Origin of the sequence: Polaribacter glomeratus, assembly GCF_002954665.1 — a bacterium.
GTDB lineage: Bacteria > Bacteroidota > Bacteroidia > Flavobacteriales > Flavobacteriaceae > Polaribacter > Polaribacter glomeratus.
On the sequence record NZ_MSCM01000001.1, the window covers coordinates 868,598 to 883,363 of the forward strand.

Below are 14,766 nucleotides of genomic sequence, written 5' to 3' on the forward strand. Positions count from 1 at the left end.
TTACAAAAGTAAATAAAACAAGCGGAATAAAGATTTACAATTGTAACATTTGTATAATTTACAATTGTAACATTGTAATTGGTGGCTTATTTTCAAAGTTGTAAATTCGCATTTCTAAACAGGATAAACCCGTGCAAATTTTATCATCAGTAGTATTAAAAAAAATATTTGAAGACCAAAAAGAAACGAGCCTTTTTGGTAAATGGATTACTTTTAAAGATATCGAAAAGCTATTTTTAAAACATCAAGAAGTATTTGAAATTACGCAATTAGGATTTTCTGAACAACAAAGACCTATCTATAAACTAAAAATAGGCTCCGGAAAAAAGAGAATTTTATTGTGGTCGCAAATGCATGGAAATGAAAGTACCGGCACAAAAGCTTTATTTGATATTTTTAATTGCTTTTCTAATTGTAACAACCAAGAATTTAAAACCATTTTAGAAAAATGTACCTTGGTTTTTATTCCGATGTTAAATCCTGACGGATCTCAAGCGTATACTAGAGTAAATGCAAATAACATCGATTTAAACAGAGATGCCGTAGATAGAGTTGCTAAAGAAAGCAATCTTTTAAGAAACTATTTAGAGGAATTCGATCCGCAGTTTTGTTTTAATTTACACGATCAAAGAACTATTTTTGGAGTAGAAGGCACTAGAAACCCAGCAACCATATCGTTTTTAGCTCCTTCGGAAGAAGAAACCAGAGCATTAACTACAGGTCGAAAGCAAACAATGAATGTTATTGTTGCAATGAATTTATTGTTGCAAAATAGTATACCTAATTATATAGGTAGATATACAGATGAATTTTATCCAACTGCGACGGGAGATAATTTTCAAAAACTAGGTTATAATACTATTTTAATTGAATCTGGTCATTATCCAGACGATTATCAAAGAGAAACTTCTAGACAATATACCTTTTATTCAATTTTACAAGGATTGCATCATATTGCAAAAGCAGATAATTTTGATGCCTACGAGTCTTATTTTAAGATACCTAACAATGAAAAAATGTTTTATGATGTTATTCATCGTTTTTCTGATTCCAAAAAAGATGTTGCATATCAATATAAAGATGAAATAATAAATGAAAAATTAATTTCAAAATTAGAGAAATTAGAAGAAAATGACCTAAAAACGAAAATTGGACACCACGAAATCGTTTTCGAAAGCATTAATTATTAAATATTTCTCATATTATTTTCGTTTTAATTAAATTAAATTCATAAATTTGCATTGTTAATTGAATAATGTATAAAAAATGAAAAAATTCACTTTAGATGAAATTGATCATCAAATCTTAGATATCTTAATAGAAAATGCAAGAACTCCTTTTACTGATATTGCAAAACAGTTATTAGTGTCTGCAGGAACGATTCATGTTCGTGTAAAAAAAATGGAAGATGAAGGGATTATTCAAGGTTCTACATTGACTTTAAATTACGAAAAAATGGGTTATTCTTTTATAGCGCATGTAGGAGTTTTCTTAGAAAAAACATCTATGACACAAGCTGTAATAGAAAACTTAAGAAAAATAGAAAATGTTACAGTTGCTTATGTTACAGCAGGTAAGTATAATATTTTTTGCAAAGTAAGAGCAAAAGGAACCAACGATGCTAAAGATATTATTTATAGAATAGATGATATTCCGGGCGTTAACAGAACAGAAACGATGATTGCTTTAGAAGAAAGCATTAACGATAAAAAAAGAATGATGCACGCAATTTTTGCTGATTTATAACCTTATATTTTATAACTTTTTTAAAAATCCTTATCACTAAAAATGATAAGGATTTTTTTATGGAATCATATTCTTAATCTGTATGTTTGTTATGGATTATGAAATATATAATTTATGAACCATTTAATTGATTATAATTTAAACTACCAGCTAGATAACGCCATGTTTCTTAGTTTGTACAAGAAAATGCTAAAACCTCGTTTAATAGAGGAAAAGATGCTGATTTTATTACGTCAAGGAAAAATCTCTAAATGGTTTTCTGGTATTGGTCAAGAAGCAATTTCTATAGGCGTAACAGCTGCCTTGCAAAATGACGAATATATCTTGCCAATGCATAGAAATTTAGGTGTTTTTACTTGTAGAGAAATTCCCTTATACCGATTATTTTCTCAATGGCAAGGAAAAATGAATGGCTTTACAAAAGGTAGAGACCGTAGTTTTCATTTTGGAACACAAGAGTATAATATTGTAGGAATGATTTCTCATCTAGGACCGCAATTAGGTATTGCAGACGGAATTGCACTAGCAAATAAACTAAAAAATAACCATAAAATCTGCGCTGTTTTTACCGGTGAAGGAGGTACAAGTGAAGGTGATTTTCACGAAGCATTAAATGTAGCTTCTGTGTGGAGTTTACCAGTGTTATTTTGCGTAGAAAATAATGGTTACGGTTTATCAACACCAACATCCGAACAATTTAACTGTAAAGATATTGCTGATAAAGGAATTGGTTACGGAATGGAAAGTTACATTATAGACGGTAATAATATTCTTGAAGTTTATACAAAAGTAGATGAAATTGCAAAAAGTGTTCGTGAAAATCCGAGACCTATATTACTAGAGTTTAAAACCTTTAGAATGCGTGGTCATGAAGAAGCGAGTGGCACAAAATATGTTCCTCAAGATTTAATGAATTTTTGGGCAGCAAAAGATCCTTTAGAAAATTATGAACAATTTTTAAAACAAAAAGGAATTTTTACAGAAGAAATTAAAACTTCTTATAAAACAGAAATTGATCAAGAAATAAACGAACATCTTCAAATTGCTTTAAATGAAGAAAAAATTGTTCCCAATTTAGAAACAGAACTCAATGATGTTTTTAAATCTTTTAAAGAAGAAGCAGTAAAACCATCTTCTCAAAAAAAGAATATTCGTTTTATTGATGCGATTGCTGAAGGATTAAAAGAAGCGATGCAAAAACATGATGATTTGGTAATAATGGGTCAAGATATTGCAGAATATGGAGGCGCTTTTAAAATTACAGAGGGTTTTTTAGAAGCTTTTGGTAAAGAAAGAGTTAGAAATACACCTATTTGCGAATCCGTTATTGTTTCTGCTGCATACGGTTTATCTGTAAATGGTATAAAATCTGTTGTAGAAATGCAGTTTGCAGATTTTGTTTCTACAGGTTTTAATCCTATTGTAAATTTATTAGCAAAATCTCATTACAGATGGTCGCAAATTGCGGATGTTGTAGTAAGAATGCCCTGTGGAGCAGGAGTAGGAGCTGGACCTTTTCATAGTCAAACAAACGAAGCTTGGTTTACAAAAACACCAGGTTTAAAAGTAGTGTATCCAGCATTTCCTCAAGATGCAAAAGGATTGTTAATTAGTGCAATTAATGACCCAAATCCAGTATTGTTTTTTGAACATAAAGGATTGTATCGATCTGTATATCAAGAAGTTTCTGAAGGTTACTTTACAACAGAAATTGGTAAAGCAGCACTTTTAAAAGAAGGAAATCAATTAACAATTATAAGTTACGGAGCAGCAATTCATTGGGTTTTAGAGGCTTTAGAAAATTTACAAGAAATAGCTGTAGATGTAATCGATTTAAGAACTTTGCAACCTTTAGATGTAGATACGATTTATACATCCGTTAAAAAAACAGGAAAAGTACTTATTGTGCAAGAAGATTCTATGTTTGGCGGAATTGCAAGTGACATATCTGCATTAATCAATGAAAATTGTTTTGAGTTTTTAGACGCTCCTGTAAAAAGAGTAGCTAGTTTAGAAACGCCAATTCCGTTTCAATCCGATTTAGAAAAACAATATTTAGGAAAATCAAACTTAACAAAAGCGATACAAGATTTACATAATTATTGAGTATATTTAACATCAGAAAAAAATACAGTACACATGAATAACAAACAAATCATCTTTAAAAAACGTCCTTCTGGTGTTCCAGACGCAGAAACTTGGCAATTAGAAAACAATCCAATTCCTGAATTACAAGAAGGAGAAATTTTAGTACAACAACATTATATTTCTCTAGATCCTGCAATGCGTGGTTGGATGAATGATACAAAATCGTATATTCCTCCGGTTGCCATTGATGATGTAATGAGAGCTGGTTCTATTGGAAAAGTAATTAAAAACAATGGAAACCCTAAATTTGAAATTGGCGATTGTGTTACAAGTTGGGGTGGTGTGCAACAATTTGCAATTACAAACGGTGACGGTTGGTATAAAGTAGATACACGTTTAGCGCCAATGCCAATGTATATAGGTACTTTGGGTATGCCAGGAATGACAGCTTATTTTGGAATTACAGAGGTTGGTAAAATTACAGAAGGAGATATTGTTTTGGTTTCTGGAGCTGCAGGTGCTGTTGGAAGCGTTGTTGGACAAATTGCAAAAATTAAAGGCTGTACAGTTATTGGTATTGCTGGTGGAAAAGATAAATGTGATTATTTAATTAATGAGCTAGGTTTCGATGACGCTATTGATTATAAATCAGAAAATATTTACACCGCTTTGAAGAAAAAATGCCCAAAAGGAGTGGATGTATTTTTTGATAATGTTGGTGGTTTAATTTTGGATGCTGCTTTAAGTAAATTAAGAATGCATGCAAGAGTTGTTATTTGTGGCGCAATTTCTCAATATAATAACAAATCGAAAGTAGATGGACCGAGTAATTATTTATCACTTTTAGTAACACGTTCTACCATGCAAGGAATGGTTGTAATGGATTATACAAAGAAGTTTGGTGAAGCTGCAAAACAAATGGGAATTTGGATGAAGGAAGGAAAACTTAAATCTAAAGAAGATATTTATGAAGGTATTGAAAACTTTCATGAAACCTATAACAGATTGTTTTCTGGGGATAAAAACGGAAAGTTAGTTTTAAAAGTAATAGAAGAATAAAAGTGGAGTTAGAGCATTTTTTTCAGTGCCCGCATTGTTGGGAAGAAATTTCAATGATGTTAGATTCGAGTGTTAGACATCAAACTTATATTGAAGATTGCGAAGTTTGCTGCAATCCTATAGAAGTGTCGCCAAGATTTGAAAGTGGTGAACTTATTGGATTTGATTCTCAGTCTATAGAACAGTAATTATAGTTATTACGCAGAGATACACAGAGTTTTACATAGAGATTCACAGAGGTTTTTTTAACTTCTATGTGAATCTCTTTTTTTGTAGTCATTTTTGTCAGAGAAAAAATCTACATACAAATTAATAGCATTAGAAAATCTGTAAAAAGATACAACAGTTATTACGCAGAGATACACAGAGTTTTTCCCAGAGATACACGGAGTTTTTAAAAAATTTCTCTGCGGATTTCCTTTTTTATCTCAGCGAATCTCTGTAAAATAGTATTTTAATCCAAAGGATTTTTCCAAGAAAAAGCTTCAAATGAAGCAATCCAATCTTTTGGAAAACAGGCTTTTAAAATTAGCTTTTGCAATGAAAACGGATGTATGAATTCTAGTTTTCCTGCGTGTAAAAAAAGGTTTTTCCAACCAAAATTTTCTTCAAACATGAGGTCATGATTCTTATCACCATACTTTGCGTCACCAATTAAAGGATGACTTATTTTATTTGCATGCACTCTTAATTGATGCATTCTTCCTGTTTTTGGCGATAATTCGACCAAACTATATCGCGAAGAATCATAAGGCTTTACAGGAATATTTAGGGTAACTTTTTCTAAGGTTTTTAGATAAGTTAATGCTTCTTTGTGCACGTTTGCATCTCGCCCTTTAACAGGAGTATCTATTTTTTTTTCGTCTGGAGAAAATCCGCGGACAATACCGTAATAAGTTTTTGAAATTTCGTTTTTCGTAAATAATTCTTGAAACTTAGAAACGAACTCTTTTTGTTTTGCGAGTAAAATAATTCCTGATGTTTTCCTATCCAACCTATGAATAGGATAAACTTTTAATCCTATTTCATTCTCAATAATTTGTAGCAGCGAGTCTTCATCAGCAACATTTCTAGAATGAAATGCATGATGAACTAAAACATTATTAGGTTTGTTTACACAAAGTAGATGGTCGTCTTCAAAAATTATTTCTAAGTTCATTATTTTTTATTTCTTAAAAGTAGGTGATGTAAAATCTAAAATGATGCTTTTTTCTTTTCTGTGAATTGTAAAAATGCTATGAGTAGTAGAGACAGAAATCCGCAAACAAAAAAACCAATAAAAAGAGGTAAAGCCCTGTCATCCATAAAACTACCTATAAATGTAGCGATAGGTACCGCCATAATTGTAGAAACAAAACCATTAATTGCAGCTCCTACACCAGCAATATGCCCAATAGACTCCATCGCTAAAGCTCTCGTGTTCCCAAAAAGAAATCCAATAGAAAAGAATTGAATACCAAAAAATACAAGCAATATATAGATGCTAGGATTACTTTCTTCAGAAAATAGTGATATATATATAATAGGAACAATCGTAAATACAATGGTAAAAATTGACACCAATTTATACATGCCAAGTTTTACAACGAGGTTTCCATTTAAAAAAGTGGCTAAACCAATGCTAATCGCTAAGCCTGCAAAAATAAAAGGAAACTCTTCTTTTAAATCATATTGCTGCTCAAATATTAATTGACTAGCGCTTAAATACACCATAAAAGAACCTGTAATAAAACCAGAAAATAAGGTAAAAATTACCGCATTTTTATGTTTTAAAAACTCTTTGGTACCCTCAATAAATAACGAAAATTTAAACTTCTTTTTATTTTCTGGTTTTAACGTTTCTGGTTGGCGTTTCCAAAACCAAATCATTACAAAAAAACCAAATACTAATTGACTGTAAAAAATAGATCGCCAACCATACGAATCTAACATTAATTTTCCTAAGGCAGGCGCAATAACTGGCACAAGAATAAAAATTACAACAATAAAAGACATCACTTTAGCCATATAATTACCACTAAAACGATCTCTAACCATGGCAATACTTATCGTTCTGGGTGCAGAAAGCCCGATACCTTGTAAAAGTCGACCAAAAATCATCATTTCTAAACTGATTGCAGAAACACAGATAAAACTTGCAAAAGCAAAGACAATAAAACCAACATAAATTACGGGCTTCCTACCAAAACTATCAGATAAAGGGCCAGAAATAAGTTGTCCGAATCCTAAACCTAAGAATATCATGGTTATAAAAAGCTGATTATTTTTAGGATTTACAATATGAATTGATTTGCTAATATCAGAAATAGCAGGTAATAAAGCGTCTATTGATAAGGCAACTAAAGACATTAAAGATGCCATTATAATAATAAATTCTAATTCTGTTTTTTGTTTAATTTTCACGGCACAAAAGTACCTTTATTTAAACTCTAAAGGAGTTTGAAACTCTTAAAATATAATAAAAAAAAGAAGTAATTTTTTTGTTAGAAATACAGGAATTATTCAACTCCAATTTGGTCAATAATGCTGTCATTAACAATTCCTTTAGGATTTTCTCCCCATTTATTTGTTTTAGGTTCGCTTTCTAGGCACAATAAAACCAGTAACCAAACCCAACCTATAATAGGTATAAGTAGTAAAAATAAAAACCAACCACTATTGCCGCTGTCATGCAACCTTCTTAGCATAACGGCTAAACCTGGTATAAAAACTAATAAATAATATATAGAGCCTATAATTGAAAAAATATACGTGCCAAAAGTAACATCTAAAATAGGAAGTGACCAGGAAATTATAAGGCTAAATAATGTAAACATCCAATATTCTTTGCGCCTTGCTCTGCCAGAAAAATCAAAGTATTGATTAATTACTTTTAAATACCAATTCATTATTTAATAGTAGGTTTATTTGTTTTGTATCCCTTGAGGATAAGGTCCCCATTTATTTATTTTTGGCTCTCCCAACAAAATTAACAATATTAATAACCAAAACCAACCAATAAAAGGAATAAAAATAAAAAGTATATTCCAACCATTTTTACCAGAATCATGCAGTCTTCTTACTGAAACGGCAATACTTGGTATAAAAATTAATGCAGAAAATATATATGAAACAAGGGTAAAATAGTCAGTGTACAAATAATGATCTAAAATAGAAAGTATCCAAAAAATTAATAAGTTAGAAAGGATGAAAACCCAAAACTCTTTGCGTCTTGCCCTTCCTGAAAAATTAAAATAGTTATATAAGGCTTTAAAATACCATTTCATTTGTTTAAGATACAATTTTTTTATGAAAAACTTAAACTTTAAAAAAGCCCTCTCGATTTTAATTCTAAATATTTATTTATAGTATCACCGGTTAAATCTTCTGGTTTGGTTAACACAGATTGAATTCCGTATTTCCTTAATTCGTTTACAATTTGCTTCTTTTCGTACATAAATTTTTCTGCAATAATCGTATCATAAACTTCTTGGATCGTTTCTGCTTCTGCATTTGTTAAAATATCTAATTCTGTATTTTTAAAGAAAACTACTAGAACTAAATGATTTTTTGCCAAAGCTCGTAAATAGGGTAATTGTCTATTTAAAGCATCAATAGTTTCGAAATTAGTAAATAAAATAAGTAAACTTCTGTGTGTAATTTTTCTTTTTACAACAGCGTATAAAGTGCCAAAATCTGATTCTGAAAAGTTTGTTTTAATATTGTGCAAAGCTTCGGATATTAAACTCATTTGAGAGTTTCTTCTTTCTGCAACTACCCAATCTTCTAATTTTGTAGAAAAAGACAACATGCCTGCTTTGTCTTGTTTTCTTAAAATGATATTGCTAATTGCTAAGGTTGCATTTACTGCATAATCTAACAAGCTCAATCCACTAAATTGCATTTGCATGGCGCGTCCTTTATCAATAATGGCATACACAGATTGCGATTTTTCTTCTACATATTGGTTTATCATTAAATGATTTAGCTTTGCGGATGCTTTCCAATTTAAAGTTCTAACATCATCACCAGCAACATATTCTTTAATCTGTTCAAACTCTAAAGAATGACCAATTTTTCTTACTTTTTTTGTTCCGTATGATATAGTAGAATTGTTAAAAGCCTGAATATTAAAGTCTCTTAATTTTAAAAAAGAAGGATAACATTTTAGCTCTTTTTCTTCGCCTAAAATATATTTTTTAGTTGCTAATTGTAGCGGAGAACTTGCGTACACATTTACATGACCAAAAATATATACTCCTCTTTCTTTGGGTGTAAGGTTATAATGAAGTGTTTTTTCTTGCTGTTGTTTTAGCTCTTGATGAAAGAAAAAGTCTCTCTTTTGAAATTGATACGGTAACTCTTCTATTAATAACAAATGCGCCACAAATGGATATTTGTTTTTTAGGGCTAAAGTAATTTTATTTTCATCTCCGTTTGATAATCGCTCTGGTAAGTAACGTTCTATTTTAATAGCATCTTTTGTTTTGTAGAGTATAAAAACATCAACAAGTGTTAAGACAGAAAGCACCAATAATAACACTTTTGAAACCTCAAAAAAGATAGGAGCAAAGAAGCCCGCAACAAATAACATTGCTATTGTTGCTAAAGCATAGAAAAATCTATTGTTTATAAATAATGTGTTGTAAAAGCTTTTCAATTTTTTATGGTGTACTTGTTTAAATGTGTACCTGTTTTAATCGCTATGTATTTTTTTTTAATTTATGTAAAACAACAATATACAGACTGCTTCGTTCCTTGCAAAAGTGTTGGTTTACCTAGGTATTTCAACTGCTTCAATAATTTGTTCTATAATTTGCTTACTCGTTAAACCTTCCATTTCTCTTTCTGGTGTTACGATTACTCGGTGTTGTAAAACCGGAATTGCAGCTCTTTTAATATCTTCTGGTGTAACAAAATCTCTACCTTCAATGGCTGCAAATGCTTTTGATGCAGCTAAAATTGCAATACTAGCTCTAGGCGATGCACCTAAATATAAAAAGGAATTTGATCTCGTATTTACTACAATATTAGCAATGTATTTTAGTAAATTTTCTTCAATTTTAATCTTTTTTACCAAAGCACTGTATTCAACAATTTTAAAACCGTCTATAACTGTTTCTATTTTGCTATCTTTTGTGATGTTTTCTAAAGCTTGTTCTCTTATTATAATTTCTAGTTCTTCATCCGCAGAAGGATAATCGACTACTACTTTAAATAAAAAACGATCTAATTGTGCTTCGGGTAATCGATAGGTTCCTTCTTGTTCTATTGGGTTTTGCGTTGCTAAAACAATAAAAGGTGCTGTCATCTTATAGGTAAAACCATCAATAGTTACTTGCTTTTCTTCCATCACTTCAAACAAAGCAGCTTGTGTTTTTGCAGGGGCTCTATTAATTTCATCAATTAAAATCATGCTCGAGAATATCGGCCCTTTTTTAAACTCAAACTGTGAATTTTGAACATTAAAAACAGAAGTCCCTAAAATATCCGAAGGCATTAAATCTGGTGTAAACTGAATTCTACTAAAACCTACATTTATAGTTCTAGAAAGTAATTTTGCGGTGATGGTTTTTGCCACTCCAGGAACGCCTTCAATTAAAACATGACCGTTGGCAAGTAGCGAAACTAGAAGTAAATCTATCATTTCTTTTTGTCCTACAATTACCTTTTTTAATTGCTCTTTAATTTTAAAAACACTGTCTTGTAATTCGGTTAAATCGATTCTGTTTTTAAACGCCAGGTTCTCTAAATTTGTTTCGTTATTTTGTGTTTCCATATGCTTATTTATTAAAGAAATTTTCAATCATTTTATGCAAGACAATTAGTTCTTCTTGAGAACATTCAGGTCTTTTATGTAAAGTTATAATTGTATTAATTAAATAGTTAGTATTTTCAATTTTATTACCAGATTTAGCAGCTAAATGTTCTATAAAATCTTTGTTTAAAATCGAAGTATCTAATAGGTATTTTGTTCTTACTTTTTCTAAGAAAAATGCTATTTTTTTATCCGCTAAATTTTTATGATCTTGTTCTTTTAAATACAAACTAGAAATTGTTTGTGTAAATGCAACGGTAGTATTTTCTAAAGGTTTTATAATAGGAATTGCTCTTTGTTTTCTACGCGCATTAAACAACATAAATAACAGTAAGCCGGCAGAAGAAACAAACAAAAACCAGGTTAAAGTTTTATGTTGTAAAAAGAAATTAAAAATTGAGTCATTATCTTTATCAGATTCATTGGCATATTTACTTTTCTTAATTTGCGGATCCCAATACACTGTATTTTCTGGTAAATATGAAAAAACATTTTCTACATAATTTTCTGTACCTTTTAATAAGAAGTAATTAGTAAAAACTATAGGATTTGTATGCAAATAAACCGTGCCTTTACCATAATATATTTTGATAAAATTTGGTAGTTTTTCGCCACCAATCTCTGTTTTTCCTAATACTACAGTAGTTTTTTCGTTATAAGTAACCACATAATTTCTTCGGATGTTTCTATCAAATTTAAAGGGTTGATTATTAAAATGTGTATTCTCTAAATAGAATTTGCCTTTTAATTTTTTTAAATTTTCAACCGTAAAAACGTCTTTGTCTAAATTATTAGTGGTAAAGTCTAACTTTTCTCTAAGTTCATCAGAAAAATAATTAAGTGCTAAAAAAGCGTTGTTCCCTTTATAAACTAATGATAACAAACTATTTACGCCACTTTTAGTTAATTTATTGGTGCTGCTTTTTATACAGATATAATTGAATAATTTGTCTTTATTAACCTCTTTTGAATCATAAATATAATCGTAAAAATTCTCTTTTAAGAAAACAATTTCTTGACCTTTAAATAATTTATTAGCTTCATTATAAACAATATACGTTCCAAACGGACTTTTTTCTTTCTCTCTAAAGTTTTCATCCCAATTTGTTTTTTTACAACTGGTTAGCTGTAAAATTATCCCCAGAAATAAAATTCCTTTTATTATGTAAGTTTCTATCTTCAAAGAATAGCTTTTAAAAAAGATTGATACTTATTTTGTGCTGCTACAAAATTGTTTTCGTCTACAGAAAATTCTCCATACCAAACATACGTGTAAACATAAGAAAGATAAGAAAATTTGCTTTTTAGTTCTTCGTTTTGAATTTCAAAAATATAGTCTGAATTCGTTTTATCCTTATGATAATTAATAATTTTTTTTGATGATAAACATTTTAAAGAAGTTAAATAATAATATCTAATTGCCAATCTAAATTCCTTTTGTTCAATTGCTTGCCTTAATAAAGTTTCTAAATCTATTTCATGAATATCTTCGTCTTCATAAATTAATTTCACTTTTTTTCTTTTGGATGTATTATTCGTTTTCCAGAATTGAAAATCAAACCCTAAGACTATTTTTAAGATGATAAAAATGATAATTCCTGCTAAAACAAACGGAAATATTTGACTCATAAAAAATACAAAAGCATTTACAATACCTAAATTGATAGGAGCGGAGTTGTCGTTTTTTTTCGGAACATTTTCTTTATACTGAAAATCTTTATCAGAATAGGTTTCATTTAGATTTGATGAAAAAGTTCTCTCTTTACTAATCTCTGTGCTTTTAGCATAAGCAATTGTATCAACTTTTTTTTCTACGGCAGTAGTAAGATTTTCTTGTGCATACACAAAAAAACTAAGCAATAAAAGGAGGGAAGCGATACTCTTTTTCATCTATCGGATTCCGTGTTTTCTAGCAACTAAAAATGGCAAAACCAAATAATAATAACTAATGGTTACAAGACTAAAAAGAATAATGGAAAAACAAAAAATGGTTGGCATCTTATTAGAATAACGCGTAATATATCCTTCTAAAAAAGCGGCCATAATAGTAAACGGAATGGTACTAATAAATATATAAAAAGCATCTCGAACGCCTATTTTAAAAGATTGAAAACGTTTTAAAGTTCCTGGAAATAAAATACTTGCGCCAATAATGTAGCCTGCAGCAGCTTCAATAATTATCCCGAATATTTCGTAGGTTCCATGAATCCAAATACCTTTTAGACTATCTAATAAACTATTGTTCTGATAAAAAAAAGCTTGAAAAACGGCTACCATAATTGCATTGTACACAATATAAAAACCAGTTCCGATACCTAAAAATAAGCCAGATAAAAACATATTTAAGCCAACTCTTTGGTTATTGTCATAAATACCAATAAAAGAACCCCAATTACTACTGCCTTTATAAATAGCCATTGCATCGCCACTTTCTATATTCTCTAAGGTTTGATCTACATAAGAATTTCCTAGTATTTGACGTGCAAATGACTCATCATTAAAAGTAGAAAGTAATCCTATAAAAAAACAGATAAAAAAGAAAATAAAAGAAATGTAAAAGTATTTTCTATATTGATAAGAAAGTAGCGGTACTTTATCAAAAAAGAAATATAAAAACATATTTTTAGTATTTCTTTTTGAGTCATATACCTTGTGAAAACTAGTTTTTGCTAACTTATTTAAGTAGCTAGTCACCTTGCTTTTAGGGTAATATGTTTGTGCATATACTAAATCGTTCATTATTTTAATATGCAGGTTTGCCACATCATCTGGACTTTTTTTTTCTTTATTTGAAAAATTTAGTTCAAATTCAAGCCATTTTTCCTTATTTTGCTTAATAAAAGCGACCTCTCTCATACAGAGCGAATTTAATCATTGCATGAAAACACTCCAAATAAAAACAGCACAAAATGTAAATATAAATTTTACGGTAGCAACCGTATTTCAAAGGCTTTCTGCTTTTGCGTTAGATAATGTTGTCAAATTTGCATACTTTTATTTTTCTAATAAGTTGTTTGGCTTTAGTATGTTAGACGACTCTTTAAACGGAGATGGTTGGACAATAAAAGCAGTAGAAGTGCTTTTTTTAATACCAATAACTTTTTACTCTCTGTATTCAGAAATCTTAATGGATGGCCAGACGATAGGCAAACGCTTGTTAAAATTAAAGGTTATTAATATAGACGGATTTAAACCATCAATTACAGATTATATAATGCGATGGTTTTTAAGGGTTGTAGATTTTAATTTATTTTTATTACTTTTTGTATATGTTGCCTCTCTAGGTTTAAATGACCAATATGTGTTGCTTGTTGTAATTTTCTTATTTGGTAAGTTAGTAGGTTTTTTTCTTATTTTATTTACAAATAAAAGTCAACGATTCGGAGACATTATTGCCAATACAATTGTTATTACTTTAAAGGATGATGTAAAATTCTCACAAACTATTTTAGAAGATATTCAATTTGATTATAAACCAACATATGCCAATGTTATTAAATTATCTGATAATGATTTGCGAATTATCAAAGAAACGTATAAAACTGCGGTGAAGCATAGTGATTTTAAAACACTTATTAAATTAAGATCTAAAATACTAGAGGTAACTGATATTAAATCTATTCATAAAAGTGATTTAGAGTTTATAGATACTGTTTTAAAGGATTATAACTATTATACCCAAAGTATGTAAGTATGACCTTTGAAATACTCTATTTTACATAATATAAATTATAGTACATTTTTAATTATGAATTATCCAGTGGATGATTCATAATTAAAAGATTCCATTAAAAAAATGATAGCTATAATTCTATATTATGTAAAATATCCCATAAAGCTTTGAACATACAATAAACATTCGTCTGGGGGTGTTTTAAAATTCGTCAACAAGTATTAATAATAATTCTGTAGAATCTCGTATTTGGAATTATTCAATAATATTTTTTGAATACGTTATTCTAATAAACATTCGAACTATAATAATTTGTAGCTATAATTCGTCATTATGTTAAATTGCCTCTTGCCAAAACGCTCGATTGCTTTTTAAAAATAATTATGCTACGCAGTAATTTTTT

The 14,766-nt window shown here is 29.6% G+C and carries 15 protein-coding genes; 6 read left to right on the top strand and 9 right to left on the bottom strand.

What is annotated here, in order from left to right:
* Window positions 1-131 precede the first annotated feature (131 nt).
* From BTO16_RS03715 to BTO16_RS03735, 5 genes are all read left to right on the top strand, one after another.
* Window positions 132-1,190, top strand: coding sequence for a M14 family zinc carboxypeptidase (locus BTO16_RS03715; protein ID WP_105020298.1), 1,059 nt, complete (start codon window positions 132-134; stop codon window positions 1,188-1,190).
* A 76-nt stretch (window positions 1,191-1,266) separates the two neighbouring features.
* Complete coding sequence (locus BTO16_RS03720) at window positions 1,267-1,746, top strand: Lrp/AsnC family transcriptional regulator (protein WP_105020299.1); 480 nt, start codon at window positions 1,267-1,269, stop codon at window positions 1,744-1,746.
* A 114-nt stretch (window positions 1,747-1,860) separates the two neighbouring features.
* Complete coding sequence (locus tag BTO16_RS03725) at window positions 1,861-3,852, top strand: alpha-ketoacid dehydrogenase subunit alpha/beta (protein WP_105020300.1); 1,992 nt, start codon at window positions 1,861-1,863, stop codon at window positions 3,850-3,852.
* 33 nt (window positions 3,853-3,885) lie between these two features.
* Entirely contained in the window at window positions 3,886-4,893 is a 1,008-nt protein-coding gene (locus BTO16_RS03730) for an NADP-dependent oxidoreductase (protein ID WP_105020301.1), read from the top strand.
* Between the two features lie 2 nt (window positions 4,894-4,895).
* A complete protein-coding gene (locus BTO16_RS03735; RefSeq protein ID WP_245891964.1) occupies window positions 4,896-5,081 on the top strand; it encodes a CPXCG motif-containing cysteine-rich protein in 186 nt (61 codons plus the stop codon).
* A gap of 266 nt (window positions 5,082-5,347) precedes the next feature.
* Here BTO16_RS03735 and BTO16_RS03740 read toward each other — a convergent pair whose 3' ends face one another.
* The 9 genes from BTO16_RS03740 to BTO16_RS03780 all read right to left on the bottom strand — a co-directional run bounded on the left by BTO16_RS03740 (window position 5,348) and on the right by BTO16_RS03780 (window position 13,546).
* Window positions 5,348-6,052: a pseudouridine synthase gene (locus tag BTO16_RS03740; protein ID WP_105020303.1), complete on the bottom strand. Its 705-nt coding sequence runs from the start codon at window positions 6,050-6,052 to the stop codon at window positions 5,348-5,350.
* A 35-nt stretch (window positions 6,053-6,087) separates the two neighbouring features.
* Window positions 6,088-7,296, bottom strand: a complete 1,209-nt coding sequence (locus BTO16_RS03745; protein ID WP_105020304.1) for a multidrug effflux MFS transporter — start codon at window positions 7,294-7,296, stop codon at window positions 6,088-6,090.
* 95 nt (window positions 7,297-7,391) lie between these two features.
* Window positions 7,392-7,781 carry a DUF805 domain-containing protein gene (locus BTO16_RS03750; protein WP_105020305.1) on the bottom strand — a complete coding sequence of 130 codons (390 nt, stop codon included), beginning with the start codon at window positions 7,779-7,781 and terminating at the stop codon, window positions 7,392-7,394.
* A gap of 15 nt (window positions 7,782-7,796) precedes the next feature.
* Window positions 7,797-8,159, bottom strand: a complete 363-nt coding sequence (locus tag BTO16_RS03755; RefSeq protein ID WP_105020306.1) for a DUF805 domain-containing protein — start codon at window positions 8,157-8,159, stop codon at window positions 7,797-7,799.
* 38 nt (window positions 8,160-8,197) lie between these two features.
* Window positions 8,198-9,532 carry a DUF58 domain-containing protein gene (locus BTO16_RS03760; RefSeq protein WP_407675511.1) on the bottom strand — a complete coding sequence of 445 codons (1,335 nt, stop codon included), beginning with the start codon at window positions 9,530-9,532 and terminating at the stop codon, window positions 8,198-8,200.
* A gap of 114 nt (window positions 9,533-9,646) precedes the next feature.
* A complete protein-coding gene (locus BTO16_RS03765; RefSeq protein WP_105021502.1) occupies window positions 9,647-10,651 on the bottom strand; it encodes an AAA family ATPase in 1,005 nt (334 codons plus the stop codon).
* 4 nt (window positions 10,652-10,655) lie between these two features.
* The gene (locus BTO16_RS03770) at window positions 10,656-11,873 is read right to left on the bottom strand and encodes a hypothetical protein (protein ID WP_105020307.1); all 1,218 of its coding nucleotides are present in this window, start codon (window positions 11,871-11,873) and stop codon (window positions 10,656-10,658) included.
* A complete protein-coding gene (locus BTO16_RS03775) occupies window positions 11,870-12,580 on the bottom strand; it encodes a hypothetical protein (RefSeq protein WP_105020308.1) in 711 nt (236 codons plus the stop codon). Before BTO16_RS03775 ends, BTO16_RS03770 begins: the two co-directional genes overlap by 4 nt.
* The gene (locus tag BTO16_RS03780; protein ID WP_105020309.1) at window positions 12,581-13,546 is read right to left on the bottom strand and encodes a stage II sporulation protein M; all 966 of its coding nucleotides are present in this window, start codon (window positions 13,544-13,546) and stop codon (window positions 12,581-12,583) included. It abuts the gene before it with no gap.
* Window positions 13,547-13,568: 22 nt separating this feature from the next.
* On the opposite strand from BTO16_RS03780, the gene BTO16_RS03785 reads away from it, so the two are divergent.
* Window positions 13,569-14,381 carry an RDD family protein gene (locus tag BTO16_RS03785; RefSeq protein ID WP_105020310.1) on the top strand — a complete coding sequence of 271 codons (813 nt, stop codon included), beginning with the start codon at window positions 13,569-13,571 and terminating at the stop codon, window positions 14,379-14,381.
* Window positions 14,382-14,766: the final 385 nt, after the last annotated feature.